15 protein-coding genes and 1 tRNA gene are annotated in these 14,968 nt (G+C 69.7%); 4 read left to right on the forward strand and 12 right to left on the reverse strand.

Annotated elements, in window-relative coordinates; translation table 11 throughout:
* Positions 1 to 274: 274 nt before the first annotated feature.
* Entirely contained in the window at positions 275 to 718 is a 444-nt protein-coding gene (locus ADL03_RS37000) for a nitroreductase/quinone reductase family protein (RefSeq protein WP_063798837.1), read from the reverse strand.
* A gap of 6 nt (positions 719 to 724) precedes the next feature.
* On the opposite strand from ADL03_RS37000, the gene ADL03_RS37005 reads away from it, so the two are divergent.
* From ADL03_RS37005 to ADL03_RS37015, 3 genes are all read left to right on the forward strand, one after another.
* A complete protein-coding gene (locus ADL03_RS37005; protein ID WP_053738286.1) occupies positions 725 to 1,678 on the forward strand; it encodes a lycopene cyclase family protein in 954 nt (317 codons plus the stop codon).
* A gap of 107 nt (positions 1,679 to 1,785) precedes the next feature.
* Positions 1,786 to 3,459 (forward strand): GGDEF domain-containing protein, encoded by a 1,674-nt coding sequence (locus ADL03_RS37010; protein WP_053738320.1) that lies wholly within the window; start codon positions 1,786 to 1,788, stop codon positions 3,457 to 3,459.
* Between the two features lie 154 nt (positions 3,460 to 3,613).
* On the forward strand, positions 3,614 to 4,678 hold the full coding sequence (locus tag ADL03_RS37015; protein ID WP_197288979.1) for a glutamate--cysteine ligase: 1,065 nt from the start codon (positions 3,614 to 3,616) through the stop codon (positions 4,676 to 4,678).
* 3 nt (positions 4,679 to 4,681) lie between these two features.
* On the opposite strand, the gene ADL03_RS37020 is transcribed toward ADL03_RS37015, so the two are convergent.
* From ADL03_RS37020 to ADL03_RS37070, 11 genes are all read right to left on the reverse strand, one after another.
* Positions 4,682 to 5,434 carry a hypothetical protein gene (locus ADL03_RS37020; RefSeq protein ID WP_157529627.1) on the reverse strand — a complete coding sequence of 251 codons (753 nt, stop codon included), beginning with the start codon at positions 5,432 to 5,434 and terminating at the stop codon, positions 4,682 to 4,684.
* 58 nt (positions 5,435 to 5,492) lie between these two features.
* Positions 5,493 to 6,002, reverse strand: coding sequence for an NUDIX hydrolase (locus ADL03_RS37025; RefSeq protein ID WP_082373793.1), 510 nt, complete (start codon positions 6,000 to 6,002; stop codon positions 5,493 to 5,495).
* 62 nt (positions 6,003 to 6,064) lie between these two features.
* Positions 6,065 to 6,142 (reverse strand) — tRNA-Ile (locus tag ADL03_RS37030).
* A gap of 420 nt (positions 6,143 to 6,562) precedes the next feature.
* The gene (locus ADL03_RS37035; RefSeq protein ID WP_231642772.1) at positions 6,563 to 6,913 is read right to left on the reverse strand and encodes a metal-sulfur cluster assembly factor; all 351 of its coding nucleotides are present in this window, start codon (positions 6,911 to 6,913) and stop codon (positions 6,563 to 6,565) included.
* Positions 6,914 to 6,948: 35 nt separating this feature from the next.
* A complete protein-coding gene (gene sufU / locus ADL03_RS37040) occupies positions 6,949 to 7,389 on the reverse strand; it encodes a Fe-S cluster assembly sulfur transfer protein SufU (RefSeq protein WP_053738290.1) in 441 nt (146 codons plus the stop codon).
* Between the two features lies 1 nt (position 7,390).
* A complete protein-coding gene (locus ADL03_RS37045) occupies positions 7,391 to 8,668 on the reverse strand; it encodes a cysteine desulfurase (RefSeq protein ID WP_053738291.1) in 1,278 nt (425 codons plus the stop codon).
* A gap of 26 nt (positions 8,669 to 8,694) precedes the next feature.
* Positions 8,695 to 9,468: a Fe-S cluster assembly ATPase SufC gene (gene sufC, locus ADL03_RS37050; protein WP_053738292.1), complete on the reverse strand. Its 774-nt coding sequence runs from the start codon at positions 9,466 to 9,468 to the stop codon at positions 8,695 to 8,697.
* A gap of 32 nt (positions 9,469 to 9,500) precedes the next feature.
* Positions 9,501 to 9,815 (reverse strand): non-heme iron oxygenase ferredoxin subunit, encoded by a 315-nt coding sequence (locus ADL03_RS37055; RefSeq protein ID WP_053738293.1) that lies wholly within the window; start codon positions 9,813 to 9,815, stop codon positions 9,501 to 9,503.
* Positions 9,812 to 10,969 carry a Fe-S cluster assembly protein SufD gene (gene sufD, locus ADL03_RS37060; protein WP_053738294.1) on the reverse strand — a complete coding sequence of 386 codons (1,158 nt, stop codon included), beginning with the start codon at positions 10,967 to 10,969 and terminating at the stop codon, positions 9,812 to 9,814. Before sufD ends, ADL03_RS37055 begins: the two co-directional genes overlap by 4 nt.
* A gap of 1 nt (position 10,970) precedes the next feature.
* Positions 10,971 to 12,425: a Fe-S cluster assembly protein SufB gene (gene sufB / locus ADL03_RS37065; RefSeq protein WP_053738295.1), complete on the reverse strand. Its 1,455-nt coding sequence runs from the start codon at positions 12,423 to 12,425 to the stop codon at positions 10,971 to 10,973.
* Positions 12,422 to 13,123 (reverse strand): metalloregulator ArsR/SmtB family transcription factor, encoded by a 702-nt coding sequence (locus tag ADL03_RS37070; RefSeq protein ID WP_231642768.1) that lies wholly within the window; start codon positions 13,121 to 13,123, stop codon positions 12,422 to 12,424. The genes sufB and ADL03_RS37070 overlap by 4 nt, the downstream gene beginning before the upstream one ends.
* A gap of 94 nt (positions 13,124 to 13,217) precedes the next feature.
* Here ADL03_RS37070 and mptB point away from each other — a divergent pair, with 94 nt between their 5' ends.
* Positions 13,218 to 14,750 (forward strand): polyprenol phosphomannose-dependent alpha 1,6 mannosyltransferase MptB, encoded by a 1,533-nt coding sequence (gene mptB, locus ADL03_RS37075; RefSeq protein ID WP_053738296.1) that lies wholly within the window; start codon positions 13,218 to 13,220, stop codon positions 14,748 to 14,750.
* Positions 14,751 to 14,968 lie beyond the last annotated feature (218 nt).

A 14,968-nucleotide genomic window follows, 5' to 3' on the forward strand; every position in this document is an offset into this window, starting at 1 on the left:
CGGCACGCTGTTGAGTTCTCAAAGAACACGCGCTCACCGGATCCAGTCTCCGTTTCCGGAGAATCTCACTCGGGGCTTGTGTTGCTGAAGCTTATTTGGCCCTGCTCGCCGGTGTCAAATCGGCCTCTCAGAGGCCCTTCTTATCCGGCTTTTGCCAGGCCCGTTCCGGTTGTGATTTCCGGCCCGCTTCGCTCTGACATGGAGAACATTACACAGGCCCGTTTCGATCTCCAAATCGGGGGGTCCCCCAAGCCCGGACACCGCCTCTGACCTGCTAGTTCTCCACCCGGAACACCGGATGGCGCGCGGCCTCGGCCTCGAACGCCGAGACCGGGTCGCCGACGCGTGCGTCGAAGAAAGGCCTCGTCACCGGCTCCTTTCGGGCGTACGCGGCCAGCACGGGCGCCGCGACGGGCGCGGAAACCTCCACCAAACGCACTTGACGTGACCTGCGTCCCCTTCGCACGACGGCCACGCCTGCGGCGCGTGCGTTGAGCACCCAGTCGCGCGGGCCGTACGGCGCGACGAACCACTCCTGACCCTCGTGCTTCATGAGCCGGATGGGGATCGTCCGTTCCACACCACTGCGACGCCCAAGAATGGTGAGCAGCACGTAGTAGGAGGGAGCCACGCCGAGCTTCACGGCGCCACCGATGACGATGTTGCCGACGCGTCGGATGAGGGTGTTGCGGTACGTCTTGGCCACAACGTCAATCATGGACCCATGTACGACGTGCTGGTGATCGGCGGCGGCCCGGGTGGACGTGCGCTCTCACGCGCGTGTGCACAGGAAGGCTTGAGCACCGCCATCGTCGACAGGCAGCCGCACCGCGTGTGGACCGCGACTTACGGCGCGTGGGCCGACGAGCTCCCGCACGGCACGCCGGTCGCGGCGACGAGCACGAGGGTGCGTGCCTACGCGCGTGAAGAGCACGAGATCGAGCGCACCTACGTGGTGCTCGACAACGCCCGGCTGCACGAGCTGCCCGAGACGGTCACGGTGCTCCAACGCCCGGCGCCTGCCCGGCACACCTTCAACGCCACAGGCGCGCGCAAGGGTCGTGCGGAGCAGACCGCGGTGGGCACCGTCATCGAGTCGGACAGCACCGAAGCCACGCTGATGGACTGGCGCGGTGGCGACACGTTCCTCTACACCGTGCCCCTCGGCGGCAACCAGGTGCTCGTGGAGGAGACCTGCCTCGCACGGCGCCCCGGCATGCCGCTGGCCGAACTGCGCGAACGACTCGACGCACGTCAACTGCCCGGCGTGAGAGAGGAGCGCGTCCGTTTCCCGTTGGACGCGCCACGGCAGAAGAACGCTTTCGGCGCGGCAGCGGGCTTCATCCACCCCGCCACCGGCTACAGCGTCGCCACCTCTCTCGCGCTCGCCCCACGGGTCGCGGCCGCCATCAAGGCCGGCGAGGACCCATGGCAGGTCATCTGGTCGCGCAAGGCCCGCGCGGTGCACGCCCTGCGCCGGTTCGGCCTCGAGTCGCTGCTGCGCATGGACGCCGAGCAGACCAGGGACTTCTTCGAGGTGTTCTTCCGCCTCCCGCCGGAGCTGCAGCGCGCGTACCTGTCCGGGCGCGAGGACCTGGCCGGCACCACCGCGGCGATGCTGGCGCTGTTCCGCGCCGCTCCGGCCAGGCTCAGGGTGAAGCTGGTGCTCCGAGCGTGAACGGCGTGTCACGGTGCGCAGCCGTGCCGTGGCGTGGGGTCGCCAACTCCGTGAACAGCTGGTGAACCCCCTTGGTGGCGGTCATTCGCACCGGCACGATCGCAGATGTGCCCGCTTTGCTGGATGACGTCAGGTTCGCCTTCCAGCCGCTGTTCAACCTCAACACCGGCGGCGTCGTCGCTGTGGAGGCGCTTGCGCGGCCCCATGACGGCACCGTGCAGGACCTGCTGCAGGCGGCTTTCCGAGCGCGACTGTTGAGCAACGCCGACGTCGGACTCGCCTGTCGCGCCATCCGCGCGGCGGCCGACTTCGACCTGCTGCTGCCGCTGCACGTGAACCTGCTCGCGCTCACGGTGGCGGACCAGCCCGAGGTCCTCTCGCCCCTCTACGGCGCGCTGCGGGAAGCCGGCCGTGGTCCGGACAGCGTCGTCATCGAGGTCGGTGAGCCGTACTCGCGGGCGAACCGCGTGCGGCTGGCCCGCGGGCTCAAGACGCTCAGGGACAACGGTTTCCGCATCGCGCTCGACTGCGTGGGCGAGGGTGACGTGCCGCTGGGCCTGCTCACGAGCGCGGCGCCGGACTACGTGAAGCTCGACCGCGAGATCGTGCGGACGCTTCCGGAGGATCCCGCGCGGTGTTCGCTGGTGCGGTCGTTGGTGCACCTCGGCGAGTACACCGGCGGTCAGGTCGTGGCCGAGGGCATCGAGACCGAGGAGCAGCTCACGGTCGTCCGCAAGCTCGGTGTCGCGCACGCGCAGGGGCACCTGCTCGCTCCCCCGCAGCGCAGGCCGGTCGTGAACGCCCGGATCGCGCCCGAGGCGGTCACGCAGACCGGGGAGATCCGGCGCAGCAGCGGTCCGCGTGTCACGGACTTCCTGCACCCGGCCACGACGTTGCCCGAGGACGCGACGTCGGAGGAGGTGCGCGAGGTGCTGGCGACGCAGCCGACGGTCACGGGTGTGGTGCTGGTCGACGACGAGGGCCGCCCGAGGTGGTCGGTGGACCGCAACCGGTTCCTGCTGGCGGTGACCGGTCCGTACGGGCACGCGCTGCACGCCAAGCGTGAGGCGGCCAGGCTCGCGGACAGGCCGCACGTCATCGGCACCGACTCGTCGGCGCTGGACCTGCTGGACGTCGTGGCGCACGCGAACCGGGAGCGCACGAACGACGACCTGATCGTGGTCGACCACAACGAGCGGTGCATGGGTGTCGTGCGGGTCGCGGACGTGGTCAGGGGCGTGGCCGAGCTGAAGGTGGAGCAGGCGGCGGCGCTGAGCCCGCTCACCCGCCTGCCCGGCAGCGACGCGATCGCGCGAGATGTCGACCGGCGCATCGAGATCGGTGAGATCTTCGCGGTGTCGTGGCTGGACGTGGACAGCTTCAAGGCGGTGAACGACTCGGTCGGGTTCGCGGCGGGCGACGACCTGATCCGCGAGATCGGGCACGACCTGGCCGAGCTCGCGCACGTGTTCCCCGGCGTGCAGGTCGGGCACGTGGGCGGGGACGACTTCCTGATCCTGGCCGGGCTGGACGAGACGGTGCCGTTGTCCGCCCGGTTGCTGGACAAGTCGTACACGGCCGAAGGACGACACATCACCCTCTCTCTTGCGACCCTTATCTGTGCCGCGGGGTCAGTGGCGTCCTATCGCGAGGTGTCGCGGTTGCTGGCACCGGTCAAGGAGCACGCGAAGTCGCTCGCCGGGTCGAGCTGGGTGATGGGCCGGCCGGGGACGGAACGACGTGACGTGCTGCGCGGTGTTGCGCAACGCGCGGTGAGTTGACAAGTACAACCGAACGCCTCCTGTGCGACGCCCTGATCACTCATAGCATCGGGGTCGCTACTCAGCGCATCGGAGGTTCGTCGTGCAGGTCGGCAGCAGAACGCAATCGGTACCAGCGCAACGCACGGCCGTCGACGGTCTTCTCACCGTTGGGGTGGAAGAGGAGTTCGTGCTCGTCGAGGCGTCGACCGGGCATCTGGCCAACCGCGCCGACAAGGTGCTGAGCGGCGTGGACCGCCAGCAGGTCGACCTGCAGCCGGAGATCGCGCAGTACCAGGTGGAATCGGCCACGGGCATCTGCACGGACATGGCGGTGCTGCGCGAGGAGCTCACGGTGGCGCGCCGGGCGTTGATCGAACGGGCCGCGCGCCACGACGCCCGGCTCGCCGCGACCGGAACACCGGTGCTGGGCCTGACGATGCCGACGCCGTTGACGAACGCCGCGCGCTACCACCGGATGGCGCAGGAGATGGGCGCGCTGACCAACGACCTCGCGATCTGCGGCATGCACGTGCACATCGGGCTGCCCGACGACGAGTCGAAGGTGTTCGTGAGCAACCACCTGCGGCCGTGGCTGCCGACGTTGCTCGCGCTGGGCGCGAACTCGCCCTACTGGCTGGACAACGACACCGCCTACGCGAGCTGGCGGTACGTGGTGTGGAACCGCTGGCCCACCTCGGGTGCGCCGCCGCACTTCGAGTCGGCGGCGGAGTACTTCGCGGCACGGGACGAGATCATCGCGAGCGGCGCGGCGCTGGACGCCGGGATGCTGTACTGGGACGTGCGGTTGTCGGCCCGGCACCCGACGCTGGAGCTGCGGGTGAGCGACGTGGCGCCGACCGTCGAGGAGGCCGTGCTGATGGCTGCCCTGGTGCGTGCGATCGCCGTCACCGCACTGGGTTCCGGTGCCGCGCCCACGTACCTGCCGCCGCACCTGCTGAAGGTGGCGTTGTGGCGTGCGGCCCGCGACGGCCTGGAGGGGTTCGGGATCGACCCGGTGACGGGTGCGCCGGCGCCGGCGTCCTCGATCACCGCGTCGCTGGTGCGCCAGGTCCGCCCCGCGCTGGAGTTCGCGGGTGACTACGAGATGGTCAGCGACGGCATCGACCGGTTGCTGATCGACGGGACGGGTGCGGTGCGGCAGCGGCGGGCGTTGGCGCGCAGGGGGCGGCTGGACGACGTGGTGGCGTTCCTGGTGGCGCAGACCGCGCCGGTCTGAGGGTCAGGCGAGCGACCCGATCATGGCCAGCACGACCGTCGTCAGGACCCGGTCGAACCGGCGAAGGCCGGGTGCGAGCAGCAACGCCGAGCACGCGGCGACACCGGCGGCCGCCCAGAACCACCCGGAGCGCAGCCACAGGCCCGCGCCGATCATCAGCAGGCCACCGGCGGTGACCTGGGTGGCGGTGCTGACCGCGGTGCAGGTGAGCACGGTGGTGGGACGGGCGGCCGGGCGGTCGTGGTCCGGCCAGGACAACGTGCGGCCGGTCGCGAGTGCGGCCGCGCCGGAGAACACGAGCCACACCGCCGGGTCGGCCTGCCCTCCGGCCGCCGAGTAGGCGGTGACGCTCGGCAGCAGGACCGTCGCCGTCACGAGCGCCACCGGGCCGGCGCACCCCCGTCGTGCCAGCCTGACCGGTTCGAGGTGCAGCACGAGGTGCAGCAGGAGGATCAGTCCCACGCCGAGCGCGACCCGCCACGAGACGGCGATCGCCAGCGTCTGGGCGACGAGCATCTCGACGAACGCCAGCGCCGCCACCCGGTCACGGCCCACCTCCCGCACGGCGTCGGCGAGATCGCCGCGGGTGAGGGCGGCGAGCGGGTTGCCGGAGACGATCGCGACGAGGTTCGCGAGCACGGCGACCACCACGGCGAGGTCGAACCCCGTCGCGTAGCAGGCACCCCACGCGGCGCAGCACGCGTAGTGGGCGCCGTGGCGGGGTTCCAGGCGGTGCAGCTGGGTCAACGCCGGCAAGTGGCCACCACCGCGTGGGTCGGCGGCGTCCTCGCGGCGCCGCAACGGGAGTCGAACTCTAGGGCCGCTCGCCAGGGTCGGCGCCGAGGTCGCTCGCAGGTCCACCCGGCCGTGGTGGATCCGGCCACGGCCGGGTGACGCCGTGTTCGAGGTAGTGGGTCTCGCCGGACTCCCTGGCGCGCAGTGCGGCGGTGAGGCGGCGGGCGAGCCTGGCGTTCAGGCGGTCGGCGGCCAGGTGGGGCGGCACGAACTCGAACGCGCCCAGCTCCTCTGCCTGCAGCCGGATGGCCGACGGGTCGGTGAGCAGACCGCCGTCGAACACGAACAGGAAGCGTTCGTCGGTGCCGGCCGGCGCCCAGTCCACGACGAGCAGGCGGCCGGGTTCGCGGCGCAGGCCCAGTTCCTCCTCGACCTCGCGGCGGCAGGCCTCGGCCGGCGTCTCCCCCGCCTCGACCACCCCGCCGGGGATGTCCCAGTGGGGTTTGTAGGTGGGTTCGACGAGGAGGACGCGGCCACGGTCGTCGAAGAACAACGCGCCTGCCGCAGCCAGTGCTCTGCTGTGGTTCACGCCTCCGTTGTACGCGCGGGTGAGCGGCCCGCCGGGGATCCGGCGGGCCGCTCGGGGAGGGTTGGTCGTCCCGCCAGGACTTGAACCTGGGACCTACCGCGTATCAGACGGACGCTCTCACCGGACTGAGCTACGGGACGGGATGGCCCGCAACAGGAATCGAACCTGGACGGGCCTTGTGTTCAGTTGTGCGGCACCGACGGAAGGAGTCGAACCCTCGGGAAACTGTTTTGGAGGCAGTTCCGCTTCCGAAGCTCGTCGGCGGGAATGGGAGCGAAAAGAAAACCGCCCATGGTTTCCCGTGGGCGGCTCCGAGGTCATGACCTGGTGTGTCAGGTCATGGCGTGGAGCCCCACGCCAGCGCCAGGAGACCGCCGGCGATCGCGGCGAGAATCCGCCACCCCGCGAGCTCGAAGCTGGCAATCATGTCTTCCTCCGGTTGTTCTCTGTTCGTGTCGGGATCAAGGTAAGTGACGGCGCGAGGGCAGTGCAACGCATTTATCGCACCAAAGGAAACGGCGCGCACCCGGTGGATGCGCGCCGTTGCGAGAAAGTGGAACTCAGACGGTGAAGCCCAACGCCCGCAGCTGCTCGCGGCCGTCGTCGGTGATCTTCTCCGGGCCCCACGGCGGCATCCACACCCAGTTGATGCGGAAGTCCGACACGAGGCCACCGCCGCCGCCACCGGTCAGCGCGGCGCGGGTCTGGTCCTCGATGACGTCGGTCAGCGGGCAGGCCGCCGACGTGAGCGTCATGTCGATGGTGGCGACGTTGTCGGCGTCGACGTGGATGTCGTAGACGAGACCCAGGTCGACGACGTTGATGCCGAGCTCCGGGTCGACGACGTCGCGCATCGCCTCCTCGACGTCGTCCAGTGCTGCGACGTCGGCCTTGGGCTCGAAGACAGGCATGCCCTCGGCCCCGCGGACGACCTGCTCTTCCGTGCTCATGCTGCTCCCTGGCTTCGTGCGACTGCGTCCTTGAACGCCATCCAGCCCAGCAGCGCGCACTTCACGCGCGCCGGGTACTTCGCGACACCGGCGAAGGCGATGCCGTCCTCCAGGACGTCCTCGTCGGGCTCGACCTTGCCGCGGCCCTGCATGAGCTCGACGAACGCGTCCATCTTCTCGAACGCCTCACCCACCGGCTTACCCACGACGAGATCGGTCAACACCGACGTCGACGCCTGGCTGATCGAGCAGCCCTGACCGTCGTAGGACACGTCCCGCACGACGTCGTCGACCACGTGCACCCGCAGCGTCACCTCGTCGCCGCAGGTCGGGTTGACCTGGAACGACTCGGCGTCGTACGGGTCGCGCAGGCCTCGGCCGTGCGGGTTCTTGTAGTGGTCCAGGATGATCTCCTGGTACATCTGCTGGAGCTGCATCTCACGCCACCCCGAAGAACTTCTGCGCCTCGCGGACGCCGTCGACCAGCGCGTCGACCTCGTCCAGCGTGTTGTACAGGTAGAACGACGCGCGCACGGACGACTGGGCGTTCAGGCAGCGGTGCAGCGGCCACGCGCAGTGGTGGCCGACGCGCACGGCGATGCCCAGGCTGTCGAGCACCTGCCCGGCGTCGTGCGGGTGGACGCCCTCGATCTCGAACGGCACGGCGCCGCCGCGGTCGACCGCGTCCTGCGGTCCGAGCAGGCGGACACCCGGGATCGCGCCGAGGCCTTCGAGCGCGGCCACGGTCAGCGCGTGCTCGTGGGCGTGGACGCGTTCCATGCCGACGACGTTGAGGTAGTCGACGGCGGCACCGAGCCCGACGGCCTGCGAGGTCATCGGCGAGCCGGCCTCGAAGCGCTGCGGCGGCGGCGCGAAGGTCGAGCCCTCCATCCTCACCAGCTCGATCATCGAGCCACCGGTGATGAACGGGGGCAACGCCGCCAGCAGCTCACGGCGTCCGTAGAGGACACCGATGCCGGACGGGCCGAGCATCTTGTGGCCGGAGAACGCCGCGAAGTCGACGTCGAGCGCGTGGAGGTCGACCGGTCCGTGCGGAACGGACTGGCAGGCGTCCAGCACGGTCAGCGCACCGACCTTGCGGGCGGCCGCGACCAGCACGTCGACCGGGTTGATCACACCGGTCACGTTCGACTGGTGCGTGAACGCGACGACCTTGGTGCGCGGTGTGATCACGCTGTCCACGTCGGACAGGTCGAGCCGACCGTCCTGGGCCATCGTGAACCACTTCAGCACGGCGCCGGTGCGCTGGGCGACCTGCTGCCACGGCACGAGGTTCGCGTGGTGCTCCATCTCGGTCACGACGATCTCGTCACCGGGGTTCAGCACGAACCGCTCGGCCTCGGGACCCGAGGTGGCGGCGTTGCCCATCGCGTACGCCACGAGGTTGAAGCCCTCGGTGGCGTTCTTGGTGAACACCAGCTCGTCGAACGAGGCACCGACGAAGTCCGCGATGCGCTGGCGCGCACCCTCGTAGGCGTCGGTCGCTTCCTCGGCGAGCTGGTGGGCGCCCCTGTGGACAGCGGCGTTGTGCTGTTCCAGGAACGCCCGTTCGGCGTCCAGCACCTGCGTCGGGCGTTGCGAGGTGGCGCCGGAGTCCAGGTAGACCAGGCGCTTCCCGTCACGAACGGTGCGAGACAGGATGGGGAAGTCCGCCCTGAGGGCGGTGACATCCAATGGTGCTGCGGTGGTGGTCACAGCGCCTCCTCTCAACCGCTACAACGTCAGGAAAGGGTCGCTGCTTCCTTGGAACCGGTGTACTTCACGTAACCCTCGGCCTCGAGGACGTCGGCGAGCTCGCGGCCACCGGACTCGACGATGCGGCCACCGGCGAAGACGTGGACGAAGTCCGGCTGGATGTACTTGAGGATCCGGGTGTAGTGCGTGATCAGCATGACGCCGACCTCACCGCCGGCCTTGTACCGGTTGACGCCCTCGGACACGACGCGCAGCGCGTCGACGTCGAGGCCGGAGTCGGTCTCGTCGAGGATCGCGATCTTCGGCTGGAGCAGGCCCAGCTGCAGGATCTCGTGGCGCTTCTTCTCACCGCCGGAGAAGCCCTCGTTCACCGAGCGCTCGGCGAACGCCGGGTCGATGTCGAGGTCGGCCATCGCGCCCTTGACCTCCTTCACCCAGTGGCGGAGGTTCGGGGCCTCGCCGCGCACGGCGGTGGCGGCGGTGCGCAGGAAGTTCGACATCGAGACGCCGGGCACCTCGACCGGGTACTGCATCGCGAGGAACAGGCCCGCGCGGGCGCGCTCGTCGACGGACATCTCCAGGACGTCCTCACCGTCGAGGGTGACGGTGCCCGAGGTGATCGTGTACTTCGGGTGCCCGGCGATCGCGTAGGACAGCGTGGACTTGCCGGAGCCGTTGGGGCCCATGATGGCGTGCGTCTCGCCGGCCTTGATCGTCAGGTCGACGCCCTTGAGGATCTCCTTGGGAGCGTCCTCGCTGACGACCGAGACGTGCAGGTCCTTGATCTCAAGGGTGGCCATGACTTGCCGTTCTCCTGGTGGTGTAGCTGAAGTCAGTTCGTGGTGACGGTGACGTCGACGAACACGTCGCCGTCACGGATGTCGACGGCGTAGACGTCGACCGGTTCGGTGGCGGGCGGCGAGGAGGGCTTGCCGGTCTGCAGGTCGAAGCACGACCCGTGCAGCCAGCACTCGATCCCCTTGCGGGAGACCTCGCCCTCGCTCAGCGACACCGCGGCGTGCGAGCACAGATCCGCGAGCGCGTGCACCCGCTCGCCGTTGCGCACCAGCACGACGTCAGTTCCGTCGACGTCTGCTGCGAACGGCTTGCGGTCGTCCAGATCGGACAGTGCACACACCCTGATCACGCGCCGACCGCCTCGAGCTCTGCCTCGATGGCCGCCTCCAGGCGCTCGCGCACCTCGGGGACGGCGATCTTCGCGATCAGCTCCTGGAAGAAGCCGCGCACGACGAGACGCCGTGCCTGCTCCTCCGGGATGCCGCGCGCCTGCAGGTAGAACAGCTGCTCGTCGTCGAACCGGCCGGTGGCGCTGGCGTGGCCCGCGCCCTCGATCTCGCCCGTCTCGATCTCCAGGTTCGGCACCGAGTCGGCACGCGCACCATCGGTCAGGATCAGGTTGCGGTTCAGCTCGAAGGTCTCGGTGCCCTCGGCCGCCGCGCGGATCAGCACGTCGCCGATCCACACCGCGTGCGCGCCCTCGCCCTGCAACGCGCCCTTGTAGACGACGTTGCTGCGGCAGTTGGGCTGCGCGTGGTCGATGAACGGCCGGTGCTCCTGGTGCTGCCCGGCGTCCGCGAAGTACAGGCCGAACAGCTCGGCGTCGCCGCCGCGGCCCGCGTACTGCACGACCGGGGTGACGCGGACGACGTCGCCGCCCAGCGTCACGACCGTGTGCCGCAGCGTCGCGTCGCGGCCGAGCTTGAGGTGGTGCTGCGAGACGTGCACGGCGTCGTCGGCCCAGTCGTGGATGGTGATCACCGTGAGGTGCGCGCCGTCCGCGACGAGGAACTCGACGTTGTCCGCGTACGCGCCGGAACCGCGGAAGTCCAGGATCACGGTGCCCTCGGCGAACTGCGAGGCCTTGACCTGGAGGTGGCCGTACGCGACGGCACCGGCGCCGGGGCCGGTCACCGTGACGGTGGTCGGCTCCGACTTCGCGTCGCCGGGCAGCGTCACGACCGTGGCGTTCTCGAACGACGAGTACGCCTGCGCCGCGACGCGGTCACCGGGGACACCGGCCTTGCCGAGGCGGTCGTCGTCACGACCGACCGTCTCGACGGTGACACCGGCGGCGGCGTTCACCTCAACGGCGGCGGAACCTGTCGCCGCAGCGCCGGAGTGCAGACCGGCAAGACGCTTGAGAGGAGTGAAGCGCCAGATCTCCTCACGGCCGCCCGGCACCTCGAACGCGTTCACGTCGAAGGACGTGAAGTGCTCCGCGCGCGAGGCGACCGGGACGACAGCACCGTGGGAGTGAGGTTGAGTCGACAGGGCGGCCATGTCAGCCGACGGCCCCTTCCATCTGCAGTTCGATCAGGCGGTTCAGTTCGAGGGCGTACTCCATGGGGAGCTCGCGCGCGATGGGCTCGACGAACCCGCGCACGATCATCGCCATGGCCTCGTCCTCGTTGAGGCCGCGCGACATCAGGTAGAACAGCTGGTCCTCGGAGACCTTCGAGACCGTGGCCTCGTGGCCCATCGCGACGTCGTCCTCGCGGACGTCGACGTACGGGTAGGTGTCCGACCGGCTGATGGTGTCGACCAGCAGCGCGTCGCACTTCACCGTGGACTTCGAGTGGTGCGCCCGCTTGTTGACCTGGACCAGGCCGCGGTACGACGTGCGGCCACCGCCACGCGCCACCGACTTCGAGATGATCGTCGAAGAGGTGTGCGGTGCCATGTGGACCATCTTGGCGCCGGCGTCCTGGTGCTGGCCCTCGCCCGCGAACGCGATCGAGAGGACCTCGCCCTTGGCGTGCTCGCCCATCAGGAAGACGGCCGGGTACTTCATGGTCACCTTGGAGCCGATGTTGCCGTCGACCCACTCCATGGTCGCGCCCTCTTCGGCCTTGGCGCGCTTGGTGACCAGGTTGTAGACGTTGTTCGACCAGTTCTGGATCGTCGTGTAGCGGCAGCGGCCGCCCTTCTTCACGATGATCTCGACCACGGCCGAGTGCAGCGAGTCCGAGGAGTAGATCGGCGCCGTGCAGCCCTCGACGTAGTGCACGTAGGCACCCTCGTCGACGATGATCAGCGTGCGCTCGAACTGGCCCATGTTCTCGGTGTTGATCCGGAAGTAGGCCTGCAGCGGGATGTCCACGTGCACGCCCTTGGGCACGTAGATGAACGAGCCACCGGACCACGTCGCGGCGTTGAGCGCCGAGAACTTGTTGTCACCGGCCGGGATGACGGAGCCGAAGTACTCCTTGAAGAGCTCCGGCTGCTCCTTGAGCGCCGTGTCGGTGTCGAGGAAGAGGACACCCTGCTGCTCCAGGTCCTCGCGGATCTGGTGGTAGACGACCTCGGACTCGTACTGAGCCGCGACACCGGCGACGAGGCGCTGCTTCTCAGCCTCGGGGATGCCCAGTCGGTCGTAGGTGTTCTTGATCTCCTCGGGCAGGTCCTCCCAGCTGGTGGCCTGCTTCTCCGTGGACCGCACGAAGTACTTGATCGAGTCGAAGTCGATCCCAGAGAGGTCGGCGCCCCAGTTCGGCATCGGCTTGAGGTCGAAGAGCTTGAGCGCCTTCAACCGGTACTCGAGCATCCACTCGGGCTCGTCCTTCTTCGCCGAGATGTCGCGGACGACGTCCTCGCTGAGGCCTCGGCGGGCGCTCGCGCCGGCAACGTCCGAGTCGGCCCAGCCGAACTCGTAGTTGCCGAGAGACGCGATGGTCTCTTCCTGCGTGAGCGGAGACTGCACCGTGGTGGGCGTGCGCTGCTCGGCAGCGGCAGTCATGCGGGCTCCCCTCCATCATCTGGGATCCGTGAAATGTTCGGGATGTGCGTCGTGCACACGGCGTGGCCGCGGGCGATCGTCGCGAGGCGCTGCACGTGGGTTCCGAGGAGGTTCGCGAACGTCTCCGTCTCGGTCTCGCACAGCTGGGGGAACTCGGCAGCCACGTGGGCGACCGGGCAGTGGTGCTGGCACAGCTGCTCGCCAACCCCCACGTTTCGTACTGCCGCAGCGTAGCCCTCCCTGGTCAGCGCCGCTGCGAGGGCCTTGGCCCGTTCGGCGGGCGTGGCCTGCGCCACGATCGTCGAGCGGTGCCGGTCCACGAGCGCGTCGACCCGGCTCTGTGCGAACGCCCTGACCGCTTCCTCGCCACCTGTCTGCGCGAGGAACCGGATCGCGGCGACCGCCAGGTCGTCGTAGGCGTGGCCGAACCGGGCGCGCCCGGCGTCGGTCAGCAGGAAGAGCTTCGCGGGACGGCCACGACCGCGCTGGGTCTGGCGGGGGGCGTCCCTCGTCGTCGCTTCGCCGTCCGCGAGCAGTGCGTCGATGTGACGGCGCACGGCCGTGGGGCTGATGCCCAGTTCCTCGGCCACAGCGGCCGCGGTGACCGGGCCCTGTTCCAGCAGGAGCCTGGCGACGGCACGCCGAGTCCTGCCGTCGTGCTGCGGCACGACGTCAAGGTGCTTCTCGGCGTTTTTCACAACACCAGTGTTGCGTATTTCGCCGGAGGTCGCAAAGATCGCGGTCACAGGGTGACCTGACTCACGGCGGAGTGGGGCTGGATACGCTGCTGGCATGCCCACTTCCGGCGGAGCCGTGACTCCGGAGAGCGACCTCTTGAACGGTCGAGAGCGTCGCCAGCTGGACATCGTCCGTCGCTGGGGCACCATCGGCGCGCTGCTGCTGACCGTCGGGTCCCTGGGCGGTGGCGCCGCGCCCATCTACTCGCCGCTCTACGGCGTGCCCGTGCTCGGCCTGTTCTCGCGGATGCCCTCGGTCGCGATGGGCGTCGTCTGGACCGGCATCTTCATGATCGTGTCGGCCTGGCTGGCGCTCGGGCGCTTCGTGCGGCCGGGCCGGGTGCGGATCGTGTCGCGCAGCCAGATGGACCGCACGCTGCTGATGTGGACCGTCCCGCTGGTCTTCTGCGTGCCGATGTTCTCCCGCGATGTGTACTCCTACCTGGCGCAATGCGAGATCGCGGCCCGCGGCCTCGACCCGTACGAGCTCGGCCCGGCCTCGGCGCTGGGCGTCGACCACGTGCTGACCCGCGGTGTGCCGAACATCTGGCGCGAGACCCCCGCCCCGTACGGCCCGCTGTTCCTCGCGGTCGGCCGGGTGCTGGCGATGATCACCGGCGACCACGTCGTGTCGGGCGTGTTCGTGCACCGGCTGCTGGTGCTGTGCGGCCTGGCGATGATCGTGTGGGCACTGCCGCGCCTCGCGGCCCGCTTCGGCGTGTCACCCGTCGGGGCGCTGTGGCTGGGCGCGCTCAACCCGCTGGTGCTGTTCCACATCGTGATCGGCGTGCACAACGACGGCCTGGCGCTGGGCCTGATGCTCGTCGGCATCGAGCTCGCCCTGCGCGGCCTGGAACCGCTGCGGTGGTGGTGGATCACGTTCGGCGCCGCCACGATCGTGTGCGCGGCCATGGTGAAGATCCCCGCGATGGCCGCGCTCGGCTTCGTCGGCGTCCTGGTGGCCCGCAAGCTCGGCGGCCGGATCAAGCACCTGCTGCTGGTGGCCGCGGTCATGGCCGCGATCGCCGGCGTCGGCGTGGTCGTGATCTGCCTGGGCACCGGCTTCGGCTTCGGCTGGATCGAGACGCTGAACGTCGCCTCGGTCGTGAAGTCGTGGATGTCGCCACCGACGGCGCTGGGCTTCATGGGCGGCGGCCTCGGCATCCTGCTGAGCCTCGGCAACCACACCGACTCGATGATCGCGCTCGCCCGCCTGCTCAGCCAGGGCGTGTCGATCGTGATCACGGTCGGGTTGCTGTGGCGGACGTTCAAGGGCCGGCTGAAGGCGATGAACGCCCTGGGCGCGGCGCTCGGCGCGATCCTGGTGCTCGGGCCGGTGCTGCAGCCGTGGTACGTGCTGTGGGCGGTGCTGCCGATGGCGACGGCGGTGATCGGGCCGCGGTTCCGGGCGTTCGCGATGGTCACCAGCGCGGTGATCGCGGTGATCCTGCCGCCGACCGGGTCGGCTTTCGACGGGCGGGCCTACACCGTGCCGCAGGCGGTGGCGGGGGCTGTGATCACGTTCGCGGTTTGCGTGGTGCTGGCTCGGAAGCGGGTTGGGCCGTTCCTGCGGTCGGACGCGGTGTGAGAGGCGGCATCGGCGGGCGCTGACGGGGGTGTGGGCGTTGGCTGCGGTGCGCCGGCGGGGCGTTGACTGGGGCGCGGCCCTGCCTGGGTTGCGGGCGCCGGAGGCGCTGACCGCGGTGTGACGCGTGGTGCTCGGTGCGCGTGGCGCCGAACGGGTCCGCCCTGGCCACGTGAGTCAGCCGCACGCGAGCTGGCACGTGCGGAACCCAGCCGTGCAGG

It is taken from the genome of Nocardia sp. NRRL S-836 (genome assembly GCF_001279525.1).
Lineage (GTDB): Bacteria > Actinomycetota > Actinomycetes > Mycobacteriales > Pseudonocardiaceae > Lentzea.